The organism is Taibaiella koreensis (genome assembly GCF_003545715.1).
In the GTDB taxonomy this organism is placed as follows: Bacteria; Bacteroidota; Bacteroidia; order Chitinophagales; family Chitinophagaceae; genus Taibaiella; species Taibaiella koreensis.
In genome coordinates, this window is the sequence record NZ_QVNU01000004.1 from 117,420 (window position 1) to 138,245 (window position 20,826).

General features: G+C 50.6%; 12 protein-coding genes. 11 read left to right on the forward strand and 1 reads right to left on the reverse strand.

Annotation, left to right across the window (positions count from 1 at the left end):
- Position 1 precedes the first annotated feature (1 nt).
- The 4 genes from DZK30_RS14205 to rmuC all read left to right on the forward strand — a co-directional run bounded on the left by DZK30_RS14205 (position 2) and on the right by rmuC (position 6,787).
- Positions 2-3,229, forward strand: coding sequence for a type I restriction endonuclease subunit R (locus DZK30_RS14205; RefSeq protein WP_118974813.1), 3,228 nt, complete (start codon positions 2-4; stop codon positions 3,227-3,229).
- 81 nt (positions 3,230-3,310) lie between these two features.
- A complete protein-coding gene (gene selD, locus DZK30_RS14210) occupies positions 3,311-4,366 on the forward strand; it encodes a selenide, water dikinase SelD (RefSeq protein WP_162903094.1) in 1,056 nt (351 codons plus the stop codon).
- 17 nt (positions 4,367-4,383) lie between these two features.
- Positions 4,384-5,073 carry a hypothetical protein gene (locus DZK30_RS14215; RefSeq protein ID WP_118974814.1) on the forward strand — a complete coding sequence of 230 codons (690 nt, stop codon included), beginning with the start codon at positions 4,384-4,386 and terminating at the stop codon, positions 5,071-5,073.
- Between the two features lie 94 nt (positions 5,074-5,167).
- Positions 5,168-6,787, forward strand: a complete 1,620-nt coding sequence (gene rmuC / locus DZK30_RS14220) for a DNA recombination protein RmuC (protein WP_118974815.1) — start codon at positions 5,168-5,170, stop codon at positions 6,785-6,787.
- Between the two features lie 57 nt (positions 6,788-6,844).
- Here rmuC and ytxJ read toward each other — a convergent pair whose 3' ends face one another.
- Positions 6,845-7,180 carry a bacillithiol system redox-active protein YtxJ gene (ytxJ, locus tag DZK30_RS14225; protein WP_118974816.1) on the reverse strand — a complete coding sequence of 112 codons (336 nt, stop codon included), beginning with the start codon at positions 7,178-7,180 and terminating at the stop codon, positions 6,845-6,847.
- Between the two features lie 491 nt (positions 7,181-7,671).
- On the opposite strand from ytxJ, the gene DZK30_RS14230 reads away from it, so the two are divergent.
- The 7 genes from DZK30_RS14230 (at position 7,672) to DZK30_RS14260 (ending at position 20,822) form a co-directional block, all read left to right on the forward strand.
- Positions 7,672-8,457, forward strand: a complete 786-nt coding sequence (locus DZK30_RS14230; RefSeq protein WP_118974817.1) for an alpha/beta hydrolase — start codon at positions 7,672-7,674, stop codon at positions 8,455-8,457.
- Positions 8,458-8,491: 34 nt separating this feature from the next.
- On the forward strand, positions 8,492-9,052 hold the full coding sequence (locus DZK30_RS14235; RefSeq protein ID WP_118974818.1) for a hypothetical protein: 561 nt from the start codon (positions 8,492-8,494) through the stop codon (positions 9,050-9,052).
- Positions 9,053-9,161: 109 nt separating this feature from the next.
- A complete protein-coding gene (locus DZK30_RS14240) occupies positions 9,162-10,220 on the forward strand; it encodes a hypothetical protein (RefSeq protein WP_118974819.1) in 1,059 nt (352 codons plus the stop codon).
- A gap of 74 nt (positions 10,221-10,294) precedes the next feature.
- A complete protein-coding gene (locus DZK30_RS14245; RefSeq protein WP_118974820.1) occupies positions 10,295-11,488 on the forward strand; it encodes a helix-turn-helix domain-containing protein in 1,194 nt (397 codons plus the stop codon).
- Positions 11,489-11,495: 7 nt separating this feature from the next.
- Complete coding sequence (locus DZK30_RS14250) at positions 11,496-12,410, forward strand: phosphotransferase (RefSeq protein WP_118974821.1); 915 nt, start codon at positions 11,496-11,498, stop codon at positions 12,408-12,410.
- Positions 12,411-12,445: 35 nt separating this feature from the next.
- Complete coding sequence (locus DZK30_RS14255; RefSeq protein ID WP_118974822.1) at positions 12,446-13,837, forward strand: hypothetical protein; 1,392 nt, start codon at positions 12,446-12,448, stop codon at positions 13,835-13,837.
- Positions 13,838-14,513: 676 nt separating this feature from the next.
- Entirely contained in the window at positions 14,514-20,822 is a 6,309-nt protein-coding gene (locus DZK30_RS14260) for a papain-like cysteine protease family protein (protein WP_162903095.1), read from the forward strand.
- The last annotated feature ends 4 nt before the right edge of the window (positions 20,823-20,826 follow it).

Consider the following 20,826-nt stretch of genomic DNA (forward strand, 5'->3'; position numbering starts at 1 on the left):
TATGGCCCACGAATATTCTGAAGATAAATTGATAGAGCAAACCGCTATTGACCTATTTTTTAATAAGCTGCACTGGGATACACAGATAGCTTATAATAAAGAAACCTATGGCGAAGGTAGCACCCTGGGCCGCCTCAACCGTAAAGAAGTAGTGCTAAAGCGCATCTTCCTGAAAAAACTGAAAGCCTTTAATCCCAACCTGCCCGAACAAGCTTATACACACGCCTGGGAAAAGCTTACCGAAGAAAGCAGCACCAAATCGCTGCACGAGATCAATTTTGAAAAACACCTACTGATCCGTAATGGTATACCGGTAGACTATATCAACGAAAAGGGGGAGCCTGTAAAAAACAAAACGCTGAAGGTGATCGACTTTGAAACACCCGGCGAAAACAACTTCCTGGCCGTGCGCCAACTATGGCTACAAGGCAAAAGCGGCCGCGAACGCCGCCCTGATATTATCGGTTTTGTAAATGGCATACCCCTGCTGTTTATAGAGCTAAAGGCGGCACACCGCAAGCTGGAAAATGCGTACAACGATAACTTTACCGACTATAAAGATGTAATACCCGGCTTGTTTTACTACAACGCCTTTGTAATATTGAGCAACGGTATCGAAAGCCGAATAGGCAGCATTACCGGTCGCTACCAGCATTTCCACGAGTGGAAGCGCATTACCGAGGAAGAAGATGGTATTGTAGCACTTGACCGCATTATTGTGGGCGTATGCGAAAAACAACGTTTTCTCGACCTGTTTGAAAACTTTATTCTCTTCGATAACTCCATGGGCAAAATGGTAAAGCTCATTGCCCGTAACCACCAGTTTATTGGTGTCAACAAAGCCATCACCAACATCCTGCATAAAAACGAGCAGTATAAACTGGGACTCATCAGCCTGGAAGAAAAGCAAAAGCTGGGCGTGTTCTGGCATACCCAGGGCAGCGGCAAGTCCTATTCCATGGTATTTTTTGCCCAGAAAATACACCATAAATTTACCGGCAGCTATACCTTTCTTATTGTTACCGACCGCAATGAGCTCGATACCCAGATATATGGCACTTTTAGTGGTGTAGGAGCCGTACCACAAATAAAAGCCGGAGCTAAAGACAGCCTTAAAGCGAATAGCGGCCATCACTTGCAGCAACTGCTCCGCTCCGAGCATCGCTACCTGTTTACACTCATCCACAAATTCAATTTCCTCGCGGAAATCACACAGCGGGATAACATTATTGTGATATCCGACGAGGCACACCGCAGCCAGGGCGGCAACCTGGCCCTTAACCTGCGCAATGCCTTACCCAATGCCTCATTTATAGGCTTTACCGGTACCCCTTTGTTTAAAGACGATGAGATTACCCGCCGCATTTTTGGCGATTATGTATCCCGCTACGATTTTAAACGCAGTGTGGACGATGGAGCCACCGTACCCTTGTATTATGAAAACCGGGGTGAATACCTGGGCCTGAAAAATCCCGCTATTAACGAACAGATACGGGCGATAATAGATGCCGAAAGCGAAGACCTCGACAGCGACCAGCGTAGTCGCGTAGAGCAGCTATTTGCCCGTGAGTATCCTATACTCACCGCACATAAGCGGCTGGATGCGATTGCTAAAGACGTAGTAGGGCATTTTTGCAACCGGGGCTACAAAGGCAAAGGCATGTTTATAGCGCTGGATAAACTGACAGCAGTAAAAATGTACGACCTTATTGCTGCACACTGGAACCAATATATAGCCATACTGGAAAAAGATATAGCTAAGGGCAAATACGGCGACCAGGAGTCGCTGGAAAAAAGCCGGGAGCTGCAATGGATCAAAGAAACGGAGATATGCGTGGTAGTAAGCCCGGAGCAAAACGAAATTCAGAAATTCAGGCAATGGGATCTTGATATAGAACCACACCGAGAAAAGATGAATACCCAGGATCTTGAAACCCGGTTTAAGGAAGAAAATGATCCCTTTCGCCTGGTGATTGTATGCGCCATGTGGATCACCGGCTTTGACGTGCCCAGCCTGTCTACACTCTATCTTGATAAACCGTTGAAATCGCATACCCTGATGCAGGCCATTGCCCGTGCCAACCGTATCAACGAGGGTAAGAACAATGGCCTTATTGTAGATTATATTGAAACCTATACTGCCCTGCTGGATGCCCTGGCGATATATGGTACCGGCGATCAGGCATCAGGCAAAGAAGAAAAAGAAAGACCACCGCTGGAGCCTAACAGCGAGTTGCTGCTGCTGCTGGAAGAAGCGCTGACGGCCACTGAAGCCTTCCTGCTTCAGGAAGTAAATTACGACTTGTATGAGCTCATCAACACTACCGACGGCTTATTGAAACTTGCCGCCATAGAGCGGGCATTAAATGCGGTATACACCAACGACGAAACCAAGCGGAAGTTCCAGGTGCTGGCCCGTGAAGTGTTTCGCAAATACAAAGCTTTACAGCCGCACAAGCTGCTCAACGAGTACCGTCCCCGTCGCGATGCGATCAATGTAATCTACACCGCCATCGACGATAATGTGGAGAGCGCCGATGTAGCTGAAATTATGAAAAAGATACAGGCAGTGGTAGATGAATCGATTGAGAACATCCTATCGGAGCCGGACGAAGAGGAAGGTAAAATAATAGACCTCAGCGGGCTGAACTTTGAGCTGTTGGAACAATATTTCAACAAACTGCAACATAAAAACATGGCGGTTCAATCGCTGAAAGACAAAGTAGAGCATCGGCTGAAACAAATGATCGACCGTAATCCGCTTACGATTGATTACTACCAACGGTACCAGGAAATTATTGATGCTTACAACCGGGGTAAAGATGAAGTAGTGATTAAGGAAACCTTTCGCAAGCTGGTAGAACTGGTAAATGCTTATACACATGAAGAGGCAGAAACCAAACGTGAAGGTCTTACTGATGAGCAGAAGGCTATATTCGACATCCTTCGTCATGGTAAGCAATTGGAAGAAAAAGATAAGAAGGCGATTAAGAAAATAGCCATAGACCTGCTAGAAGATCTTAAACAGGAAAAGCTGAAGATAGAGCAGTGGGCCGAAAAATCGGTGACGGCTGCCGCAGTATTCAATACCGTAAACAAAACCCTGTTTGAGGCGCTGCCCTATCCCACTTACCAAACCGACGACATCGACCTGAAAACAAACCTGGTATACGAGCATCTTAAAACCCGCTACTGGGGTGGCGGAGCCAGTATATATGGAGCGTATTAGCTAGCACTATCGGTCCTTCTCCCCTACAATCCCCTACCTTTACCCTCGCAAATACTTTGAAAAAAGGCTTCTTAATAACTTATGGATACTGACATCGAAACTACGGAATACAAACTCACCCAATATTCTCACGGTGCGGGTTGTGGCTGCAAAATCAGCCCCGCGCTGCTGGATAAAATATTACATACCAACGCAACGATCGCAGCGCCCGATCCCCGGTTGTTGGTGGGCAACGATAAACGCGATGATGCGGCTGTGCTCGACCTGGGCAATGGCACGGCGCTGATCTCCACAACCGATTTCTTTATGCCTATCGTGGACGATGCTTACGATTTCGGGCGCATTGCTTCGGCCAATGCTATCAGTGATGTATATGCTATGGGCGGTAAGCCGGTGTTGGCTATCGCTATACTCGGCTGGCCTATCGATAAGCTGCCACCGGAGGTGGCCGGACGGGTGCTGGAAGGCGCCAGGGCTATTTGCGCCGAGGCGGGCATTGCGCTGGCGGGTGGCCATAGCATTGACTGTCCCGAACCGGTATTTGGTCTGGCAGTAAATGGTATGGTAGCCGTCGATCAGCTAAAACAAAATTCTACGGCTACGGCAGGATGCCGCCTTTATCTTACCAAGGCGCTGGGCGTAGGCGTATTGTCTACTGCGCAGAAGCGGGGACTTTTACAACCGGAAGATGCAGCGATTGCGCTGCGTAGCATGACGACACTCAATAAGCCAGGTGAAGTATTGGCCGCTGTACCGGCAGTAAAGGCCATGACGGATGTGACCGGCTTCGGCCTGCTGGGCCATCTGGTTGAAATGTGTACGGGTAGCGGCCTTTCGGCCGATATCGTATTTGATAAAGTACCCGTGATCCCTTCCATTTACCAATACCTTGACGGGGGGTGTATTCCCGGCGGCACCAATCGCAACTGGGCCAGCTATGGCGCTAAGATCGGCTCGCTAAGCGACCGGCAGAAGCATATCCTGGCCGATCCGCAGACCAGCGGCGGTTTGCTGGTAGCAGTTGCGCCAGAAGGCTGCGCGGCATTTGAAACGCTGATGCTGGAGCAGGGCTATGCGGTTCAATCCTTTGGCGAGCTGAAACCATTGAGCGAGGAGCCCATGATCAATATTGTGTAAATCCAATGGTACCTGCTATGGAAACGACAAATAAGACTTACAGGCTGGAAGATTGTTTTGATGAGGACGTGTTTGATGTCGCACAAAAGCTGGAGAAGTCATTCGACTTAACCTTGCCTGTTGATGCCTTTATCCAGGTACATACCTTGGGTGATCTGTGTGCCGTTTTTGAGCGACACATCACGGCAAGGCAATGCAATGACTGTACCAGCCAGCAGGCTTTTTACCGGGTTCGCCGGGCCATAGCAGCTACGCTGTCCGTAGACGAAAAAGAAATCACCCCTGATGACCAGTTAGCGCATTTTTTTCCAAAAGCTAATCTTAGAAGAAAGGTCAATACTTTTCAGGCCCATCTGGGTATTAAGGTACCGTTGCTCACCTATCCCAACTGGCTTTTAGCTGTTTTCCTGTTATTGTTCCTCATCTTTTTCGTTTCGCTGTTCTTTGGAGGGCGGGCAGCAACGGTAGGCGGGCTACTTTTTTTCGCCGGTATCGATCTGGCTAAAACGCATGGCAGGAAATTAATTCCGCAAACCATCAGGCAGCTCACGGAACAACTGGTGAGCGAACATTACACAATGATAAGAACGAGAAAAGGTACGGTAAACAGGAAAGAAGTACGGCGGATCATTGTCAATACTTTTGCTCGCGATCTGGATATTGACAAGACCTGGCTTACCATGGACGCGAAATTCTTTTGGGCATAAGTATCCGGTTTTGATTTTCTCCAGGAATAACATCTTGTTCCGGATTTTCTCTTATTTTGCCGCGTACGGCATCGTGTATCCAACACAATTTTCTATGGACACTATTTCCCTGATCACAGGCCTCGCTGCGGGCTTTATCCTGGCTTTCCTGCTTGTTTACCTTTGGTTGACATCGCGCATGGTTCGACGGAGCGATCACGATCGTCTATCTGCTACAGCCAATGAGCAAGCTGCTGAGCTGAAGCTGTTTGCCCACAGACGGGAAACCTGGGAAGCGCAACAACTGGCACTGATCACCAGGCTGGATCAGAAAGAAGCTGAGGCCTCGTCACTGCATGTGCAGGCGGCTACACTGCGCCATGACCTGGTCCATGCCGAAAATAAAGCGCTGACGCTGGGTAATGAGCTGGAAGAACAACGATCGGCGCAAAGGCTGCTGCAGGAAGAACGCCAGGTACAACACCGCGAGCTGGCCGGATTGAGCGCCCGTTATCAAGGCACAACGGAAGCTGTACAGCAATATAAAGCGACGGTAGAGCAGCAGGCGCAGCAATTATCGGCGGCTACAGCGCGTATTGGCGAGCTGACGGCACAGGAGAGCCGGCTATCAGTCAATCAAATGGCGTTGAAAGAAAAGCTGGATACACAGAAACAAGAAATGGAACAGCTGCAGCATACCGCACACCTACAGTTTGAAAAGATCGCCGGTCAATTGCTGGAAGAAAAATCGGCTCGGTTTGCGGAGACTAATAAGACAGCTTTGGAAACCCTCCTGAATCCGCTTAAGGAGGATATCGGAAAGTTTAAGACGAAGGTTGAGGAAACCTACGATAAGGAATCGAAACAACGGTTCTCATTGGAGGAAAAGGTACGCGAGCTGATCGAGCAAACAAATAAGGTAAGCGCCGAAGCCAACAACCTGGCTACTGCGTTGAAAGGGCAAACAAAAAAACAGGGCAACTGGGGCGAGATGATCCTCGAACGTATCCTGGAGACATCGGGCCTTACCAAAGGACGGGAATATTTTGTGCAGCAAACCATCCGGGACGAGGAAGGAAAGCAATGGCGTCCCGATATCCTGGTGAAGTTGCCCGACGAACGAGTGATCATTATTGATTCCAAAGTTTCGCTGGTAGGCTACGATCGCTTTGCAGCTGCCGATAGCCCCGAGGAGCAGCAGGTGCAGCTACAAGCGCATGTGCAGTCGGTATACCGGCATATCGACGACCTGCAGGACAAGCAGTACGACAACCTGGAGCAGGCCCTGGACTTTACGATGATGTTCATACCGGTAGAGCCGGCCTACCTCGCGGCCATACAGGCTGATGCCGAACTCTGGGCCTATGCTTATGCCCGGCGCATTCTGCTCATCAGTCCTACCAACCTTATCGCTTGTCTAAAGCTGATCTCCGACCTTTGGAACCGGGAGAAGCAAAGCCGTAATGCTATGGAGATCGTGAAGCGCGGTGAGCGGCTTTATGAAAAATTCGTCATTTTCACCACCTCGCTGGAGGAAGTGGGCAGGCACATAGGCAAGGCGCAGCTGGCCTATGGCACAGCGATGGATCAGCTGCGCAGCGGCAGGGGCAACCTGGTGACGCAGGCGCTGCAATTAAAAGCATTGGGTTTGAAATCGTCGAAAAGCATCCCCCCTGCCCTGCTGCCTGTGGACATGGAACCACCGGAGCCCGACAATACAGATCAACCGGAATAAATCCGTCATTTGTAGAGACGTTGCATGCAACGTCTCTACAAATGACATGCAACGTCTCTACAAATGACGGGCAATTGTCGCCGGATCGATGGCATGGTGTGAGCTGGTATACACCACCTTTTTGTCTTTGAGCACGATGATCTGCGGCGACTGATGTGTTACACCCAGCTCCCGGGCAATAAGGTTGGATATAGGACGGTAGGTCAGCAGGTCGAGGTAGTGGAACTCAGCCTTGCCTTCAATCTGGGCAAAACCGTCTTGTAAGCGGTGTTTGGCATGAGCGCTGATGCCGCAGGTGGTACTGTCTTTAAAAATGATCTGCGGCTTTTGAGCAGAAGCGTCAATGATCTGCTGCAGGTCTTCCGCTGTCGTAATGGAATTCCAGGTATTCATATTGCAAAATTACAGCTTCCCGGCGTTAGCTGTCCTGATAGGCCTATAGAGGGTGCCTGATCTCATCTACCAGGAGTTATTTCTAACCCTGGAATGGCACACAATAGTCATATTATTCTTAATAACTATCCCAATATAGGAAACAAAACAATCTCCGATCCTTGAACATGAAAGGACAGCGCTAAATGCTGCTTCGACAGACTCAGCAGCCGTTATCAAGACGAATTTGACTAATGTTTTCTCTATCGGAATAATCAATTTTTGCTATGAAGAAAGGCGCCGAGGCGTGATTGTTGATCCGGATGCTACCATACCGGCCGGGATGCTGTTGGTGAAAACACCAACAGCAGCAAAAGCGTCTCCAGGCACAACGCTATACAGTATAACACGGACGCTCCATCCTGCCAATTGACCCAAAACATGGTCTCAACTTATCTGCCGGGGCGCTTGAACCGTTCCGGACAGGCATTTTTGCGCACAAATCGCTATTCATGAGACTAATGATCGCCGGATTGAGCCTGCTCCTCTTTTTCCCGGCCTGTAAAAAAAACAATATAGATCAAAGCCGGATCAAAACATTCGACATGACCTCGGTAGCCAATGGCGGTCACTATACCATACGGGTCGTCCTGCCGGATCACTATACTGCGGCAAAAAAATATAGCACTTTATATATGACCGATGCCGCATGGGACTTTGACGATATTGCCGCCGAGACCGACAGACAATCGACCGGTCATGGTAAAGAAGGCATTCTTGTGGTGGGTATTAGTTGGGGATACGACCGGCTGGACGACTATACACCTACGCCTACGGAAATGGGTAAAGGCAAGGCCGACCTTTTCGTCCGGTTTATCCGAACAGAACTGATACCCCGAATAGTGGCAGACTTTAACGCCGACACCTCCCGGGCCGGCAGGATCATCATTGGTCATTCTGCAGGAGGACTGTTTGCCGGTCACTGCTTTACCAATCATAATGATCTTTTTGGCCATTATATCTGCTTAAGTCCGGCTTTCTGGTGGGATAATGCAGTAGTCCTCAGGAACGAAAAGGCCAACCGGGAACAGAACCGGAAGGGAACCGGCACCTTCTTCCTCGGGTTGGGCGGAACGGAAGAAAAGATGCGACCGGCTTTTGAAAGCTTTAAGAAAACGCTGCAAACGTACTATACCGGTTATCAGCAGCAATCAAATATCGAGCGGCAATACGGTCATTTGGATTCCAAGAAAGCCAATATCCGCGAAGGACTCTCTTTTTATTTCACCCACAGGTAACGATACCATGCGCATTAAACTCTTACTCTGTCTTATGTTTTTAAGCACTGTACGCCTTCAAGCGCAACAGTCCCAACCCAGTGCCCCGCCTTTATGGGTACAGCCGGCTATTGGCATCGTGCCCTGGAGTCTGCCGGTCAAGGCTACCGGCTCTATCCTGCTGGAATATCCCGTTGCCCGAAATATTACCCTGGCAGCGCATAGCGCCTTCGGCAGCGTCCTGGACAAAGACGGCTTCGACATCAAGACCCGTTACAGCATCTTCCTGGCACAGAAGCTGGGCGCGGGGCTTAGCTTTTCGGGTAAAAAGAAAAGGGTACGCTATGCTTTTCTGCTCCTGGGTGGTGTTAAGTACATCGCCTTTAAAGAAAGCCTGGAACATCCCGAACTGGAAACAGTCACCACCACGAGCCACGTTACTATGCCTGATGTGGGACTGTTGTGTGGCTTGTCGCTGGGCAGGAAACGCTACGTTTTTCATACACGCGCTTACCTGCCATTTTATCCGCTTAAAGGTTATCCGATAAGTACCTATACCAGCATCAGCCTGGAAGCAGGAGTCGGCATCCGGATTAATGGCAGGGCTGTTCATTGATAGGGATGGGTATTTGATCTACTGGTATTCCGGTATGGTGCAGCTTGACTAAAGGAAATAGTTTTGCGTAAGACCGGTCCTGCTTCACGACGCCGGTTACTATTTCAATATGACTGACAAACAATACCTGCCCGCGCGATGGTCCTTGAGTCTGTTCCTGGTGTTCTTTTTATGCTGTATCGCTGCGACGAGCCGAGGCGCATCAAAGGGTGATAGCCTGTTCCGGCGCGATGTACAACATTGGTTTGATGCCTGGTCGCTGGTTAGCCGGCAAGTATACCGGTTGCCACAGCAGCAGCCGGTTACCTTCGTATTTTTTGATGAACAGTATATCTACACGACTTCTTCTGTCACGGCGCCCAAAGGCGAAGCGATTGCCGGGCCAGATTTCCTCGGTCAGCGGCTCAACTGGAAAAAAGCGCGGCTGACCGACAGCATTACCCTCCCTGATAAAAGACGTGTGCCGGCGGGCCTCATGTCTTTTGCTTCGCCACTGGAAGGTGAGGCCTGCCCTTCTTTTTTTGTAATGCCCTTGGTTTCTTTTTGGCAAAAAGCGGATGTAACCAGTAAGGAGCTGGGCCTGGACCATCTGGTGACCGTGGTCTTTCTGCATGAATTTTCTCACTGTCAGCAAATGCAGAATTTCGGAAAAAAAATAACGGCCCTGGATCAGGCGCATCATTTTGGCATACCTTTTTCAGACGATATTATCCAATATCTCTATGAGCACGACAGCGTATATGTCGCTGCCTATCGTAAAGAGTTGCAGCGCTTTTATTCGGCCCTGGGAGAGCCTGATGCTGCAAAAAGGAAAGCACAGCTGCAGGAAGGCCTGGAGGCCGTGCAGGAACGTCACCAGCGTTTTTTACAGCCCAAGGATAAGGCGCTGCCGGAGATCGATGCCTTCTTTCTCACTATGGAAGGCATAGGCCAATACAGCCAATATGCCTGGCTGGTACATCCGGAAGGCGCGGGTCTGCCTGCGGCACAGGCGATAGAAGGTATGCGGCGCGGGGGACGCTGGTGGAGCCAGGATGAGGGCATGGTGCTATTCCTGCTGCTCGCACAGCTATCTCCACCGGAACAATGGGCCGGGAAAATGTTTGGCGATAAAACGGAAAGCATCTTTCAATTGATACAAGAGCAATTGAAAGAAAAGCGGCCTTAAGGTCCCAGGTCCGTTTTCTTGCTTAATTTTGGCCTTATTCCAGTTCCTACCCCATTTTAAACGCAACCCGACAGATGAACCCCGATTGGCAGATCGTTGATACCGGCTGTGTTTTCATTTCGTTTTTCCTGTTCCTGCTCCTGCTTGGAAAGCGAAAAAAAAGCATTGCAGATCGCTTATTGGCCTTTTGGCTCTTCTTCGCCGTGATCCATCAGGCCTGGATCGCCTGGTATGCCCTGGATAAAGCGCCGGAAATGCCGCAACTGATCGGATGGGAAATGCCCTTCCCTTTTCTCCACGGCCCCTTTCTTTATCTTTATATTCTATTCCTCACCCATCCGCAAAGATGGCGCAGAAAATATGGCCTGCATTTCGTTCCTGCGTTGCTCTGCGCATTTTCCCTGATCCCTGTTCTTATCTCGATCCCTCCGGGAGAAAGGCTTCAGGAGCAAAGCTGGCGACATCTTGCATGGTATTTTGACTGCCTGAACATCGCAATTATTCTTTCAGGCCTCGTCTATATTACTTTTTCCCTGCTGTTGCTACGCCGCCATAAACAAAACATAGCGGGTCAGTTTTCGAACACAGAAAAGATCACCTTAAACTGGTTGCGTTACCTGATCGGCGGCATGAGCGTGATCTGGCTTATCGTTATCTTTTACCGCGACATACAGCTGCTCTACCTTTCGGTTGCCCTCTTTATTTTCTTTATAGGATATTTCGGCATCCGGCAGGTGGGAATTTTTGTGCAAAGAGCTGCAGATGCGAGCGCTCCGGCACCGGTAGCGGCCATAGTGACAACGGAAGCCGGCACACCGGCAGCAATAGCGGAACCGGATAAAAATGTAAAGGTTAAATATGAACGAACGGGCCTTAGCGAACCCGAGGCATTGGCTTTACAGCAGGCTTTGCACCTCCTCATGGAGGAACAGCAACTGTACAAAGATCCGGAGCTGACGATCGCCGAGCTGGCAAAGGCCTTGGGTGTTCATGCTGCCATCCTGTCGCAGGTGATCAATGCTCAGGAGCAAATGAGTTTTTACGACTATATCAATGCGCTGCGTATAGCAGCTTTCAAGCGACTGGCACTGCAGCCCGGCAGCCAGCAATACACGTTGCTCTCGCTGGCTTTTGAGTGCGGCTTCAATTCCAAGTCGAGCTTTAACCGTAATTTCAGGAAAGCTACGGGACTTTCGCCGAGCGACTATTTAAAAGAACAAAGGGCATACGCCGTGACTACGGGTATAAAAGGCCCTGATCTTAATTAAGTGTTTGATGACAGCTGCCAACGACAACTTACCTGCCGGTCTTAGGGCCTGCCTCAGGGATGCCCTGGGCTTAAATGCTGCGCAGGCAATTGTCCCGGACTGTGGCTTATCGGCCGCACTACGTTTTTCGGTACAAATGGAAGACGGCAGCAAGGTCTTTGTGAAGGCGGCTACCGACGACAGCACAGAACAATGGCTGCGACGGGAACACCTGGTACTTTCTGCTACCATTAAGCCTTGCATGCCTGCCGTTATCGCCTGGATCGACCGGCGGGGAAAGCGACCGGTGCTACTGAGCGAAGATTTAAGCCATGCTTACTGGCCGGCCAGCCACCAGGGCGTCACCTGGTGTGAGGGCGATATTCCTTTGCTGCTTTCTGCGGTGGAAGCGCTCTCCAGTCTTGACACAATGCCTGGATTACCGCCATTGGAAAACAGGAACAGATCATTGTGGACCTGGATCAAGGCGCATCCCAAAGCGCTTCTGGCCTTGGGACTCTGCTCTCCTGAATGGTTGAACCATTCGCTGAACACGCTAACGGAAGCAAAGCAGCAAGCAGATGTTACCGGCGACCGGCTCGTACATGGCGATCTCCGTAGCGACAATATTTGCATCCTGGACGGTCAGGTGAAATTTGTGGATTGGAGCCATGCCGCTTGTGGCGCTGTCGGTTACGACCTGGCTTTGCTATTGCCCACTTTGCGGCTAGAAGGCGGCCCCGATCCCTATCAATTGTTGCCGCATGGCGGAAGTTTTGCCGCGACAGCCTGCGCCGGCCACATTTACAGGCTGGCTGCCGACCGCGCTATGCCTGGCTGGCTACGAAATGTATTTCTTAAGCTGATCGCTATTGAACTGTCCTGGGCCGCGGCCGGCCTGGGGTTAGCCCCACCCGACGGGAGATCCTGGCTTGAAATATGACCTGTTGCGGTATCTTTGGCCCTCAAAGCGTTACTATGTCTCCCCGTTTGCTAATACTACTACTGAGTACCTTATTCTTATCGCGCACCCTGCGGGCACAAAACCGTCCTGAGGTCAATATCCACTTTTCCAATCTGCTGGCGACCTATGATTTCGTGCAGCAGCTTTCGGCAGACCGGCCCGATAACCGCTACAAGCAGCTTTTTGCCGGCTCGGCTTACAACAGGTCTCCTTACCGGGAGCTGATACAGCAGATGGATACCATACGACTCTACGAATCGTATGCGTACCAGGATTATCCTACAGGGCAAAAGATACCCGGTATTACTACCGCTTTTATCGAACGTAACCTGATCCATGCTACCTCATTGACAGGGTTCAAGCAGCAGAGTTTCGGGATCGTGCCTAATGAGGAGCTATTTGGACTTTGTCGTATCCTGTCTGCATTTCTACCGGTATACGATAGCCTGATCTACCAACCCAACCGGAAAGCCTTTGAGGAGAAGCTGAATGCGTTAAGTGCTTTTGTGGGCAAAGCAAACCTCGCTCATTTCTTCGAGACCGGTCTCCGCTTTTACCACACGGAATGGGACCAGGACATTTCTTTCGATATTGCTGTGATCCCTTCGGTTAATGAAGAAGGGTTTTCGGCCAGGGCCTTTCTCAATAATGCCGTCAGCGAAGTGCCTTTGAACTTTGATAATAATGAGGTCCTGTTCAGTGTGCTCCTGCATGAGATCTACCATATTTTATACGATGGACAATCACTACGGCTAAAGCAGGATATGGCAGCCTGGTTCGGGGAAAACCGCTCCATGGGTAGCCAGTATGCCAGCCTGCTGTTGAACGAAGCGCTGGCAACGGCTTTGGGCAATGGTTATGTCTATGAGCAATTGAATGGTGCAGCAGATACTACCGACTGGTACAATGTAAGGTACATTAACCTGATGGCCAGGCGGCTTTATCCTGTGCTCAAAAGCTATATCGCTGAGCACAAGGCCATCGACCAGGATTTCGTGGACCAATATGTGGCCTTGTATGACACTTCGTGGACCAGGGAACTGGATCACCTGTTCAAAAACCGCTATGTAATGGCCGATAGCAAAGAGGTGCTCCAGTACTTTATACAACAATATCCTCATGCCAGCATGTACGAGTCGGTGACCCCTGTGAACGCCGACAACCTTTCCCGGATGCAGCAAACACCCATTACCAAGATCGTTGTTGTTTCTTCGGATCGCATAGCAAAGCTTCAGGCCGTCCACAAAGCCTTTCCGGAGCTAAAGCAATGGCAGTACGATGCCCGCAAAGACTTTGTATATACGACGATGCTCAAAGACAAGACAAGGTTGTTTGTGATCAATTGTGTACGTGAAACAGCCGGTTCCCTGCTGGAGCAGTATTATCCTAAAGGACGTATTGAGTAATATATATACTTCACAATGCCACCAGGCGAAGGTTTAGAAGTCTCGCCGCGACACTGTGTCGCTGCAGAAAAAGAAATGCATAGCTATTATCCATCCTGATACCGTTGCTTTTATAAGTAGTATTAAGATCCTTCAATCGCAGGCGCCCGCAAGCTTCTTTCAAGATAACAAAACGAGTGCTGTCGGATGTGACTTACCTACAACGCAGATGCAGCGCCCTTTTTGCCACAAAGACACAACGGCCCCAAGAAATACATGGACATAGTGTCTTTGTGCCTCCACGCGCTATGATAAAGCACCCGGAATCACACTAATGTTCCTACTAAGGTTATGGGGGCCCACGGAGTATCTCTTTTATGTTTGTGTAAAGGGGGAGGTTTAGAAGTCTCGCCGCGACACTGCGTCACTGCGGAAAAAGAAATAAGAGAAAGCATTCGGGATCCTCTATGCAGAACTGGATTCCGATATAGGTTTAACTAGCGGTACTGCGAGAATAGAAACATATACCGATCTTCCTGGTGTCGCTGCGTCCTCGTACACAACCCAATTTCATAGCGTTATAGCGTTGCTGGAAAACGCATTGAAAAAAATACGTTTTAAAACGTATTCGGGCAGCCTGCATTCGGTTATAGCTTTGTGCCCTGTCAACAAAGTTAACCTAAAACCCCACCCAATCATGGCGTCATTACACCAGACACTACACTATGAAGGCAGTAATCTATCGCAGATCCTGAGCGATTTTCCGTCCTTCAAACAGGTGCAGGCTTCCTTCCAGGTACCGGCCTACGACTACATTCCCCTTGGCGACGGCTTCGCGGCCAACCGCAATTTCCTGCGAACGGAAGCGCTGTCTAAAGCATTGCAGCTCGACAGCACCCGCTACCAGCTGGATCTGCCGCTTTCCCTACTCGCCGGCAGCAATATGGTCGGTTTTCTCTATTACTGGGGAACCCAGGTAAATATGAACGGGCAGACACCGCCCGATCTCCAGCGGCTCACCGACGAGCTCTCATTGGGCATTGATGTAAAGATCAACAATGCCCTGACGCAACAGTTTACGGCCTTACCTTTCCTGTTGCTCTCCGATTACCTGGCCAGCCGCAGCAGCAATACGCTGATGTCGCATCGTGAAAACCTGGCTGCCATGACGGTCAACCGGGATACAGACGCCGCTACGGACAAGACCCTGGAAGAATACCTGAACGACACCCTCGTACTGCTCAATATGGAGGCGCTGCGTAAGCTTGCGGGTACATTACCTAACGTGTCATTTGCTTCGTTGTTCGTATTCGTGGCCCTGTCTTTTAAAAAGGATGGCGAGAACCTGCCCGTCATGAAAGTGCCTACTTTCCAGGTGCTAGCGGCGCAGGCAAAGCAACAATTCAATGTGGGTTTCTCCGATAGTGACTATAATCAGTTGAAGAAAATACCGGCAGCACAATATGAAGCGCTATGGGATTTCCCTGTTGCTATTCCCGAGGTAAAGCCCGCTGTGGTTAAAGGCGAAGTGGTATTTACCGGAACGGAACCGGTACAGTACAGCAATTTCAGCAGCTACGACCTGGTGCTGGATTATGCCGGCCAATCGGTAAAATATGCCTGGAACAACTATAGCACTGCGGATATTCCCGACAGGAAAACAGATTTCGACTTCTATGCGACACAAGATGTGGTAATCGATACGGGCTCGGCCGATCCTGTTACCGTGAGTGTGAAGCTTTATGATGGTAATGTACTATGGCGGCATACTTACGCTGCCGACGACACCAAGCTACAGAAGCTGCATATTGAGCTGCCCCTGGTAAAGGTACCGGTATTAGGCGACGACCCTTCGGATCCCGGAGCCAGCAATAAGCCGCTCCGCGGACAGGTTGTGGAGCTGAGCGGTAAATGCTCCTTGAAAGATTTGACCGTTATCCTGCAAGCCAAAGCGCTGACCGTTGATCCGGTGTGGAAAGTGATCGGCGTGGCTACTACCGATATTACCGGAAGCTTTACTATGCCCTATCCCCTGGGCAGCTATGAGGCAGCACAAGCTTTCGTATCGCTATCGCCTGATGAGACTGTCCCTGTGCGGATAATACCCGTTGAGGAGCAGCATTCGGCACAGCAGACCATTGCCAATGATTTCATCTACCTTTTGGTAGAAAGTGCTGACTGCGGCGATGACGAAGATGCCGACGATGATTGCGAGTGCCACTCCTCCGACAGCAAAACACCAAGATTGCCAGAGCAGTCTGACCTGATCGGCTCAGATAAATACTCCCAGGATCTGGGCGGCGGTACTTGCATGAACCTTACCACACCCAACCGCACCCTGAGCGAGCATACCTATTTTGCTATCGTACGCACATCTGATCCCGACGTGGCCAATTATGTGCTGGAGAAGAATACCATACAGCAGGCTGATGGTTTTAAAAAGGTAACCTTCACCTTAGGTGAAGGCAAAAAAGTAGAACGCAAAGAAGTTACTTATGAAAATCCCATTCGCTGGCAGGATGCGCCCGATACTACAGATAAAGACAATCACCTCTCTTTGTACCAGGCTGTAAACGTTGCCCATGGCCATCTTCTCACTTATAAATCTGTATTAAAGGCCGACGGCTATTCACTGGGTGATCTCCTGTACTCACTACCCCTGGCGCCAGGGCAGAAGAAGCAGATCGCGGTATTTGACTACAAACGCACACTGCAAGGTTCCGAAAGCCAGCAACTGACCCAGCGTGAAGGCCTGAATGCAGCACTGGTAAACGATCGCAGCATTATAGACGATCTTAGTGGTTCCATCAGCGAGTACCTGCAGGGCCAGAGCACAGCCAATACCGGTGGCGTATCGGCCGGTCTGGGTGTGGGTGCTATCCTAGGGCCAGTAGGCGCTGTACTGGGTGTATCGGGCGGCTACTCTTCTGCCTCTTCCAGTGCTTCGCAGCAAAGCTCACGCAATACCTCGCAGGCCTTCGGTGAAACGCTGCGCAATGCCATTATGCAGAGCTCCAGTGCTTACCGGTCGTTGAATGGCACACTGATCGATACTATTTCGGAAGGACAACAATATGCAGCGACAACAGAGGTGGTGGCCAACCACAACCATTGCCATTCGCTCACTATGCTGTATTTCGAAGTGTTGCGCCACTATGCCGTATTCCAGGAACTGGTAGGCGTGGAAGAATGTCTCTTCGTACCGCTGATCATGACCAATTTCTCCATGGAGAATATTCATAAATGGCGCGATGTGCTGGCAGCCAGTCTTATGTACCGGCCTTCCAATACATACCTGCCCTTGTTCCGCAACCGCAATCCCTTGCTGAAAGGTTTCGATGCCAATGACCGCGTACTCACCAACTGGACCAATGTTGATTTTCCGGCCAACCGCTACTGTGACGATACTATTATCGAGGTTACCGGACAGATCAATTTCCGCGTCAGCATACCCAGGCCCAAAACCCGGTTTGACCGCATCCTTTCCCTGCCCATCATCAAAAAGACGATAACTACGCAGGGCGGTGTCGATGTGGTGGGTACCGTCGAGGAGAACATTAAGAATGCTGTAATCGGTGCCATTGTGCCTTGTGCGGCCGGCGGTCCTACCATCAAACGGCAGACCAATACCTCCGAAGTGATTACACGCGGCCAGATCTTCGATATGTTCATGACCCTGGACGCCAATTATGAGACTGTGCCGCCCGCCAGGTGTATCCGCGTGAACTTCGACTCGGTCGATTCTCCCAGTATCCCCTTCCTTTTCTTCAACGATGCTTATACCCCGCTCGACTTTTTTGCCGGTATGGATAAAGAGAAGAAAATATGGGACGGCTACGCTTCGTTGCTGGGCATGAGCACCAATGAGCTGTTACGCTATTTCAACAACAACGTGATCGCCGACTGGGACCAGATCTTCAACGATCATATCGCCCCCATGATCATTGCCAAGCTCATCGACCAGACCAAGATCACCATACAGCCACTGAATGGCCTCGACCTTACCGCCCTGGATAAATACAATGGTGGTAACCGCCTGCTGCGCTATAATTTCCGGGCCAGCACCGCCAAAACCCGCGCGGAGATCGACAAGCTGAATATCCTGTATAATATCGCATTCAGCAACAAGATGGAATTCTTCAATTTCATCGATGCCTTCCGTGTGGAAAGCCTGAGGGTTAATTATGCCACACCGCATTACACCGGCACAATTGCCAACGAAACCCTGAACGATGATCTGGTAGACGGCATCAGCAATATACTGACCCCGCTCAACTATGATGAGAAGCGTAACCCGCGTCTGGAAGATAAGTTTATCGTGAATGAGCTCATTACCCACCTGAACAGCAACCTCGAGTACTATAATAAGGTGCTGTGGCGCAACCTGGATCCCGACCGTCGCTATTTGCTGCTGGATGGCTTCCACATACAGGTTTACAACGACCTGAATCAGCCCGGACCGATGAAGAGCCTGGCCTCCATCGTGAAGAACCAGCTGATCGGTATTGCCGGTAACTCCCTCATCTTCCCTGTAGCCGCCGGCGTAAAGGTCGACCGTTCCTACATTATTCTCACGCCCAATGATGAAGATCAGGATAAAGAAGTGAAGCTCTCGCTCTTTGATCATTATCGTCCGCTGACGCCGCCCGATCCCTTCCGTATCAGCGTGCCCACGAGGGGTATCTTTGCCGAAGCTGTTATGGGTGCCTGTGATGCTTGTGAAAAAGTCAAAGACAACTCTTCTCAGGATTGGGACAGGTTCCGCACCGATGAGCCCACTACTTTTGCACCGGTGACCGTACCTACACCAGAGCCCACCGATTGGAAAGCAGCGTTCAAGGATTTTGCCACACCAATCGTAAACATACAGAATGCACCGGCATTGCCAGCGCCGGGAGCCGGTCTGCAAGGACTTTCTGAGCTGTTGGGTAAGAACGATATCTTTAAAGATATAACCGGCCTCGACGCCAACCAGAAGAATGCAATAGCTACTTACCTGTCCAACCAGGAAAATGCCAAGGCATTTGCCCAAATGGCTAAGGACATGGCCATACAAGCCCACAATACCCAGAACGACGACAAGATCAAGAGCGCGATCAAGGACGCCCAGACCAACGGCAACATCAGCAAAGAAGATGCCGGTAAGCTGACCAAGGACCATATCCAGCAGATGATCGATGGTGGGGAAGCCAAACGTACCGACGCTGCCAATGCCGGTAACAATAAACCTTCGCTTACAGATGCAGCTGTGAAAGCGGCAGACCAGGGTAAGGCCGTCAAAGCCGAGCATACCGACGCTGTAACCGGTAAAACCGAAAAAGTGGACATTGAAGGTACCAGTGCCGAAAATGTGCTGGCCACAGCAGGCGCGGCCGTACCGCAATTGAAGCAAGAGAACAGCATGGCCTGCTGGGCAACTGCCGCCACTATGATGGTCAGCTGGAAGAAAGGACTATCAATGACGGTACCTGATGTACTGGCTATTGCCGGGCAGCAATACGTCGACAAGTTCAACGCCGGCCAGGGATTACAGTCAGCAGAGAAAGAGGCCTTCATTACCGCATTGGGTATGGTGGGTGAGCCGCCGGCCAGCTATACGTTGCAAACCTATATCAACTGGCTGAAGACCTATGGTCCCTTGTGGATCACAACCGATTCTTCCACAGCTACCGGTCCCTTCTCGCCGCATGCCCGCATACTGACCAAGATCACCGGTACAGGAACGCCTGATGGACAGGGTACTTACTTTACGTTCAACGACCCCGCAACCGGTACGGAAGTAAAGGAATCCTTCACTGACTTCCTGAACGCTTATGAGCAAATGGTAACGGATAACCCCGGAGCATTGTTTATCCAGATCGTACACTTCAGCGATCCTGTGACGCCCGCCGGGGAAGGCGGACCTGCTGCTGACCCCACCGTACAGGACCTCAATACGAACAAGCCCTCGGCTCCCGATACCGTAGTGATCAATAAGTCGGAATTCAAGGCAGTAACCGGATTGAGCAACTGGAAACCCGCGGGCGCCCTGCACAATACCAATCTCTTTTCCAAGCGTACCAGCAACCAGGTGATCCACCTGGTGTTGCATGAGACCGCAGCCGATACAGGCGATGGCTTTTCGTCACCCAATACCGCGCATATGGCGGTGAGGGCCGATGCAACCATCACACAGTTCAACGACCTGCTGGAGAACGAGCAGCATGCCAACAACTTCAACACGACTTCCGTAGGCGTCGAATTTGTGAACCGGGGCTGGCTGGCCAGTCCGAAAGACGACGACAGCGCGCACCCGCCATACAGCTACGAGCATGAGGCCATTCCTTCCAAGCAATCACAGCTGTCCGCTGCCCAGAAAGACAAATTCAAAGAGGCCAACGGCTATCTCTGGTGCTTTTGGGGCTTTGGCTTCGGCGTCTACCGCCTGCCTCAGAATATGGCGCAGCTGGAAAAAGAAGTGGAGCTGGTTAAATGGCTTACCGTCGACCTGCCGCCGGTAGTCAAGGCCTGGAAAGACGGCGGTGGCTGGCTTTCGGGCAAGCCGGAGCTCACAACACTTGCCGGCTGGCTTTCCCTGCCCGGGGTACCTGCCGAAAATAAGCCGCTCCTTGATCTGCCTACCATCAGCAATACCTGGCTGCAGCTGGTATCGTATAACGAAGTGAAGTCGCTGTGGACGTTCAAGGCCGCAGATATTCCAGCCGATGCCGACAAGGATAAGCTGCAGTATTTTATCTTCACCACAGGCCACGACTACATCACGCCGACCAACTTTGCCAGCCGTTCCGGTATCCTGTCGCACAATTCCCTGTACGCCGGGCATAGCGATGGTTCCTTCCAGACGCTGTACACCTGGTTGCGGCTGGAGAAAGGAAAGACGGATACCAAGGCCTTCGACCTCTGCAAAAGCCTGATGAAAGACCATTTTATCATTGCTTCCCTCAAGACTAATCCTTACGATAAGAAGATCGTATTGCTGAACGTGAGCGACGCTAACCTGGTATAATCTT

Excerpts from the sequence above, each read along its gene's own strand:
- DZK30_RS14205 (WP_118974813.1), top strand. The coding sequence starts at position 2 with ATGGCCCACGAATATTCTGAAGATAAATTGATAGAGCAAACCGCTATT.
- selD (WP_162903094.1), top strand. The coding sequence starts at position 3,311 with ATGGATACTGACATCGAAACTACGGAATACAAACTCACCCAATATTCT.
- DZK30_RS14215 (WP_118974814.1), top strand. The coding sequence starts at position 4,384 with ATGGAAACGACAAATAAGACTTACAGGCTGGAAGATTGTTTTGATGAG.
- rmuC (WP_118974815.1), top strand. The coding sequence starts at position 5,168 with ATGGACACTATTTCCCTGATCACAGGCCTCGCTGCGGGCTTTATCCTG.
- ytxJ (WP_118974816.1), bottom strand. The coding sequence starts at position 7,180 with ATGAATACCTGGAATTCCATTACGACAGCGGAAGACCTGCAGCAGATC.
- DZK30_RS14230 (WP_118974817.1), top strand. The coding sequence starts at position 7,672 with ATGAGACTAATGATCGCCGGATTGAGCCTGCTCCTCTTTTTCCCGGCC.
- DZK30_RS14235 (WP_118974818.1), top strand. The coding sequence starts at position 8,492 with ATGTTTTTAAGCACTGTACGCCTTCAAGCGCAACAGTCCCAACCCAGT.
- DZK30_RS14240 (WP_118974819.1), top strand. The coding sequence starts at position 9,162 with ATGACTGACAAACAATACCTGCCCGCGCGATGGTCCTTGAGTCTGTTC.
- DZK30_RS14245 (WP_118974820.1), top strand. The coding sequence starts at position 10,295 with ATGAACCCCGATTGGCAGATCGTTGATACCGGCTGTGTTTTCATTTCG.
- DZK30_RS14250 (WP_118974821.1), top strand. The coding sequence starts at position 11,496 with ATGACAGCTGCCAACGACAACTTACCTGCCGGTCTTAGGGCCTGCCTC.
- DZK30_RS14255 (WP_118974822.1), top strand. The coding sequence starts at position 12,446 with ATGTCTCCCCGTTTGCTAATACTACTACTGAGTACCTTATTCTTATCG.
- DZK30_RS14260 (WP_162903095.1), top strand. The coding sequence starts at position 14,514 with ATGGCGTCATTACACCAGACACTACACTATGAAGGCAGTAATCTATCG.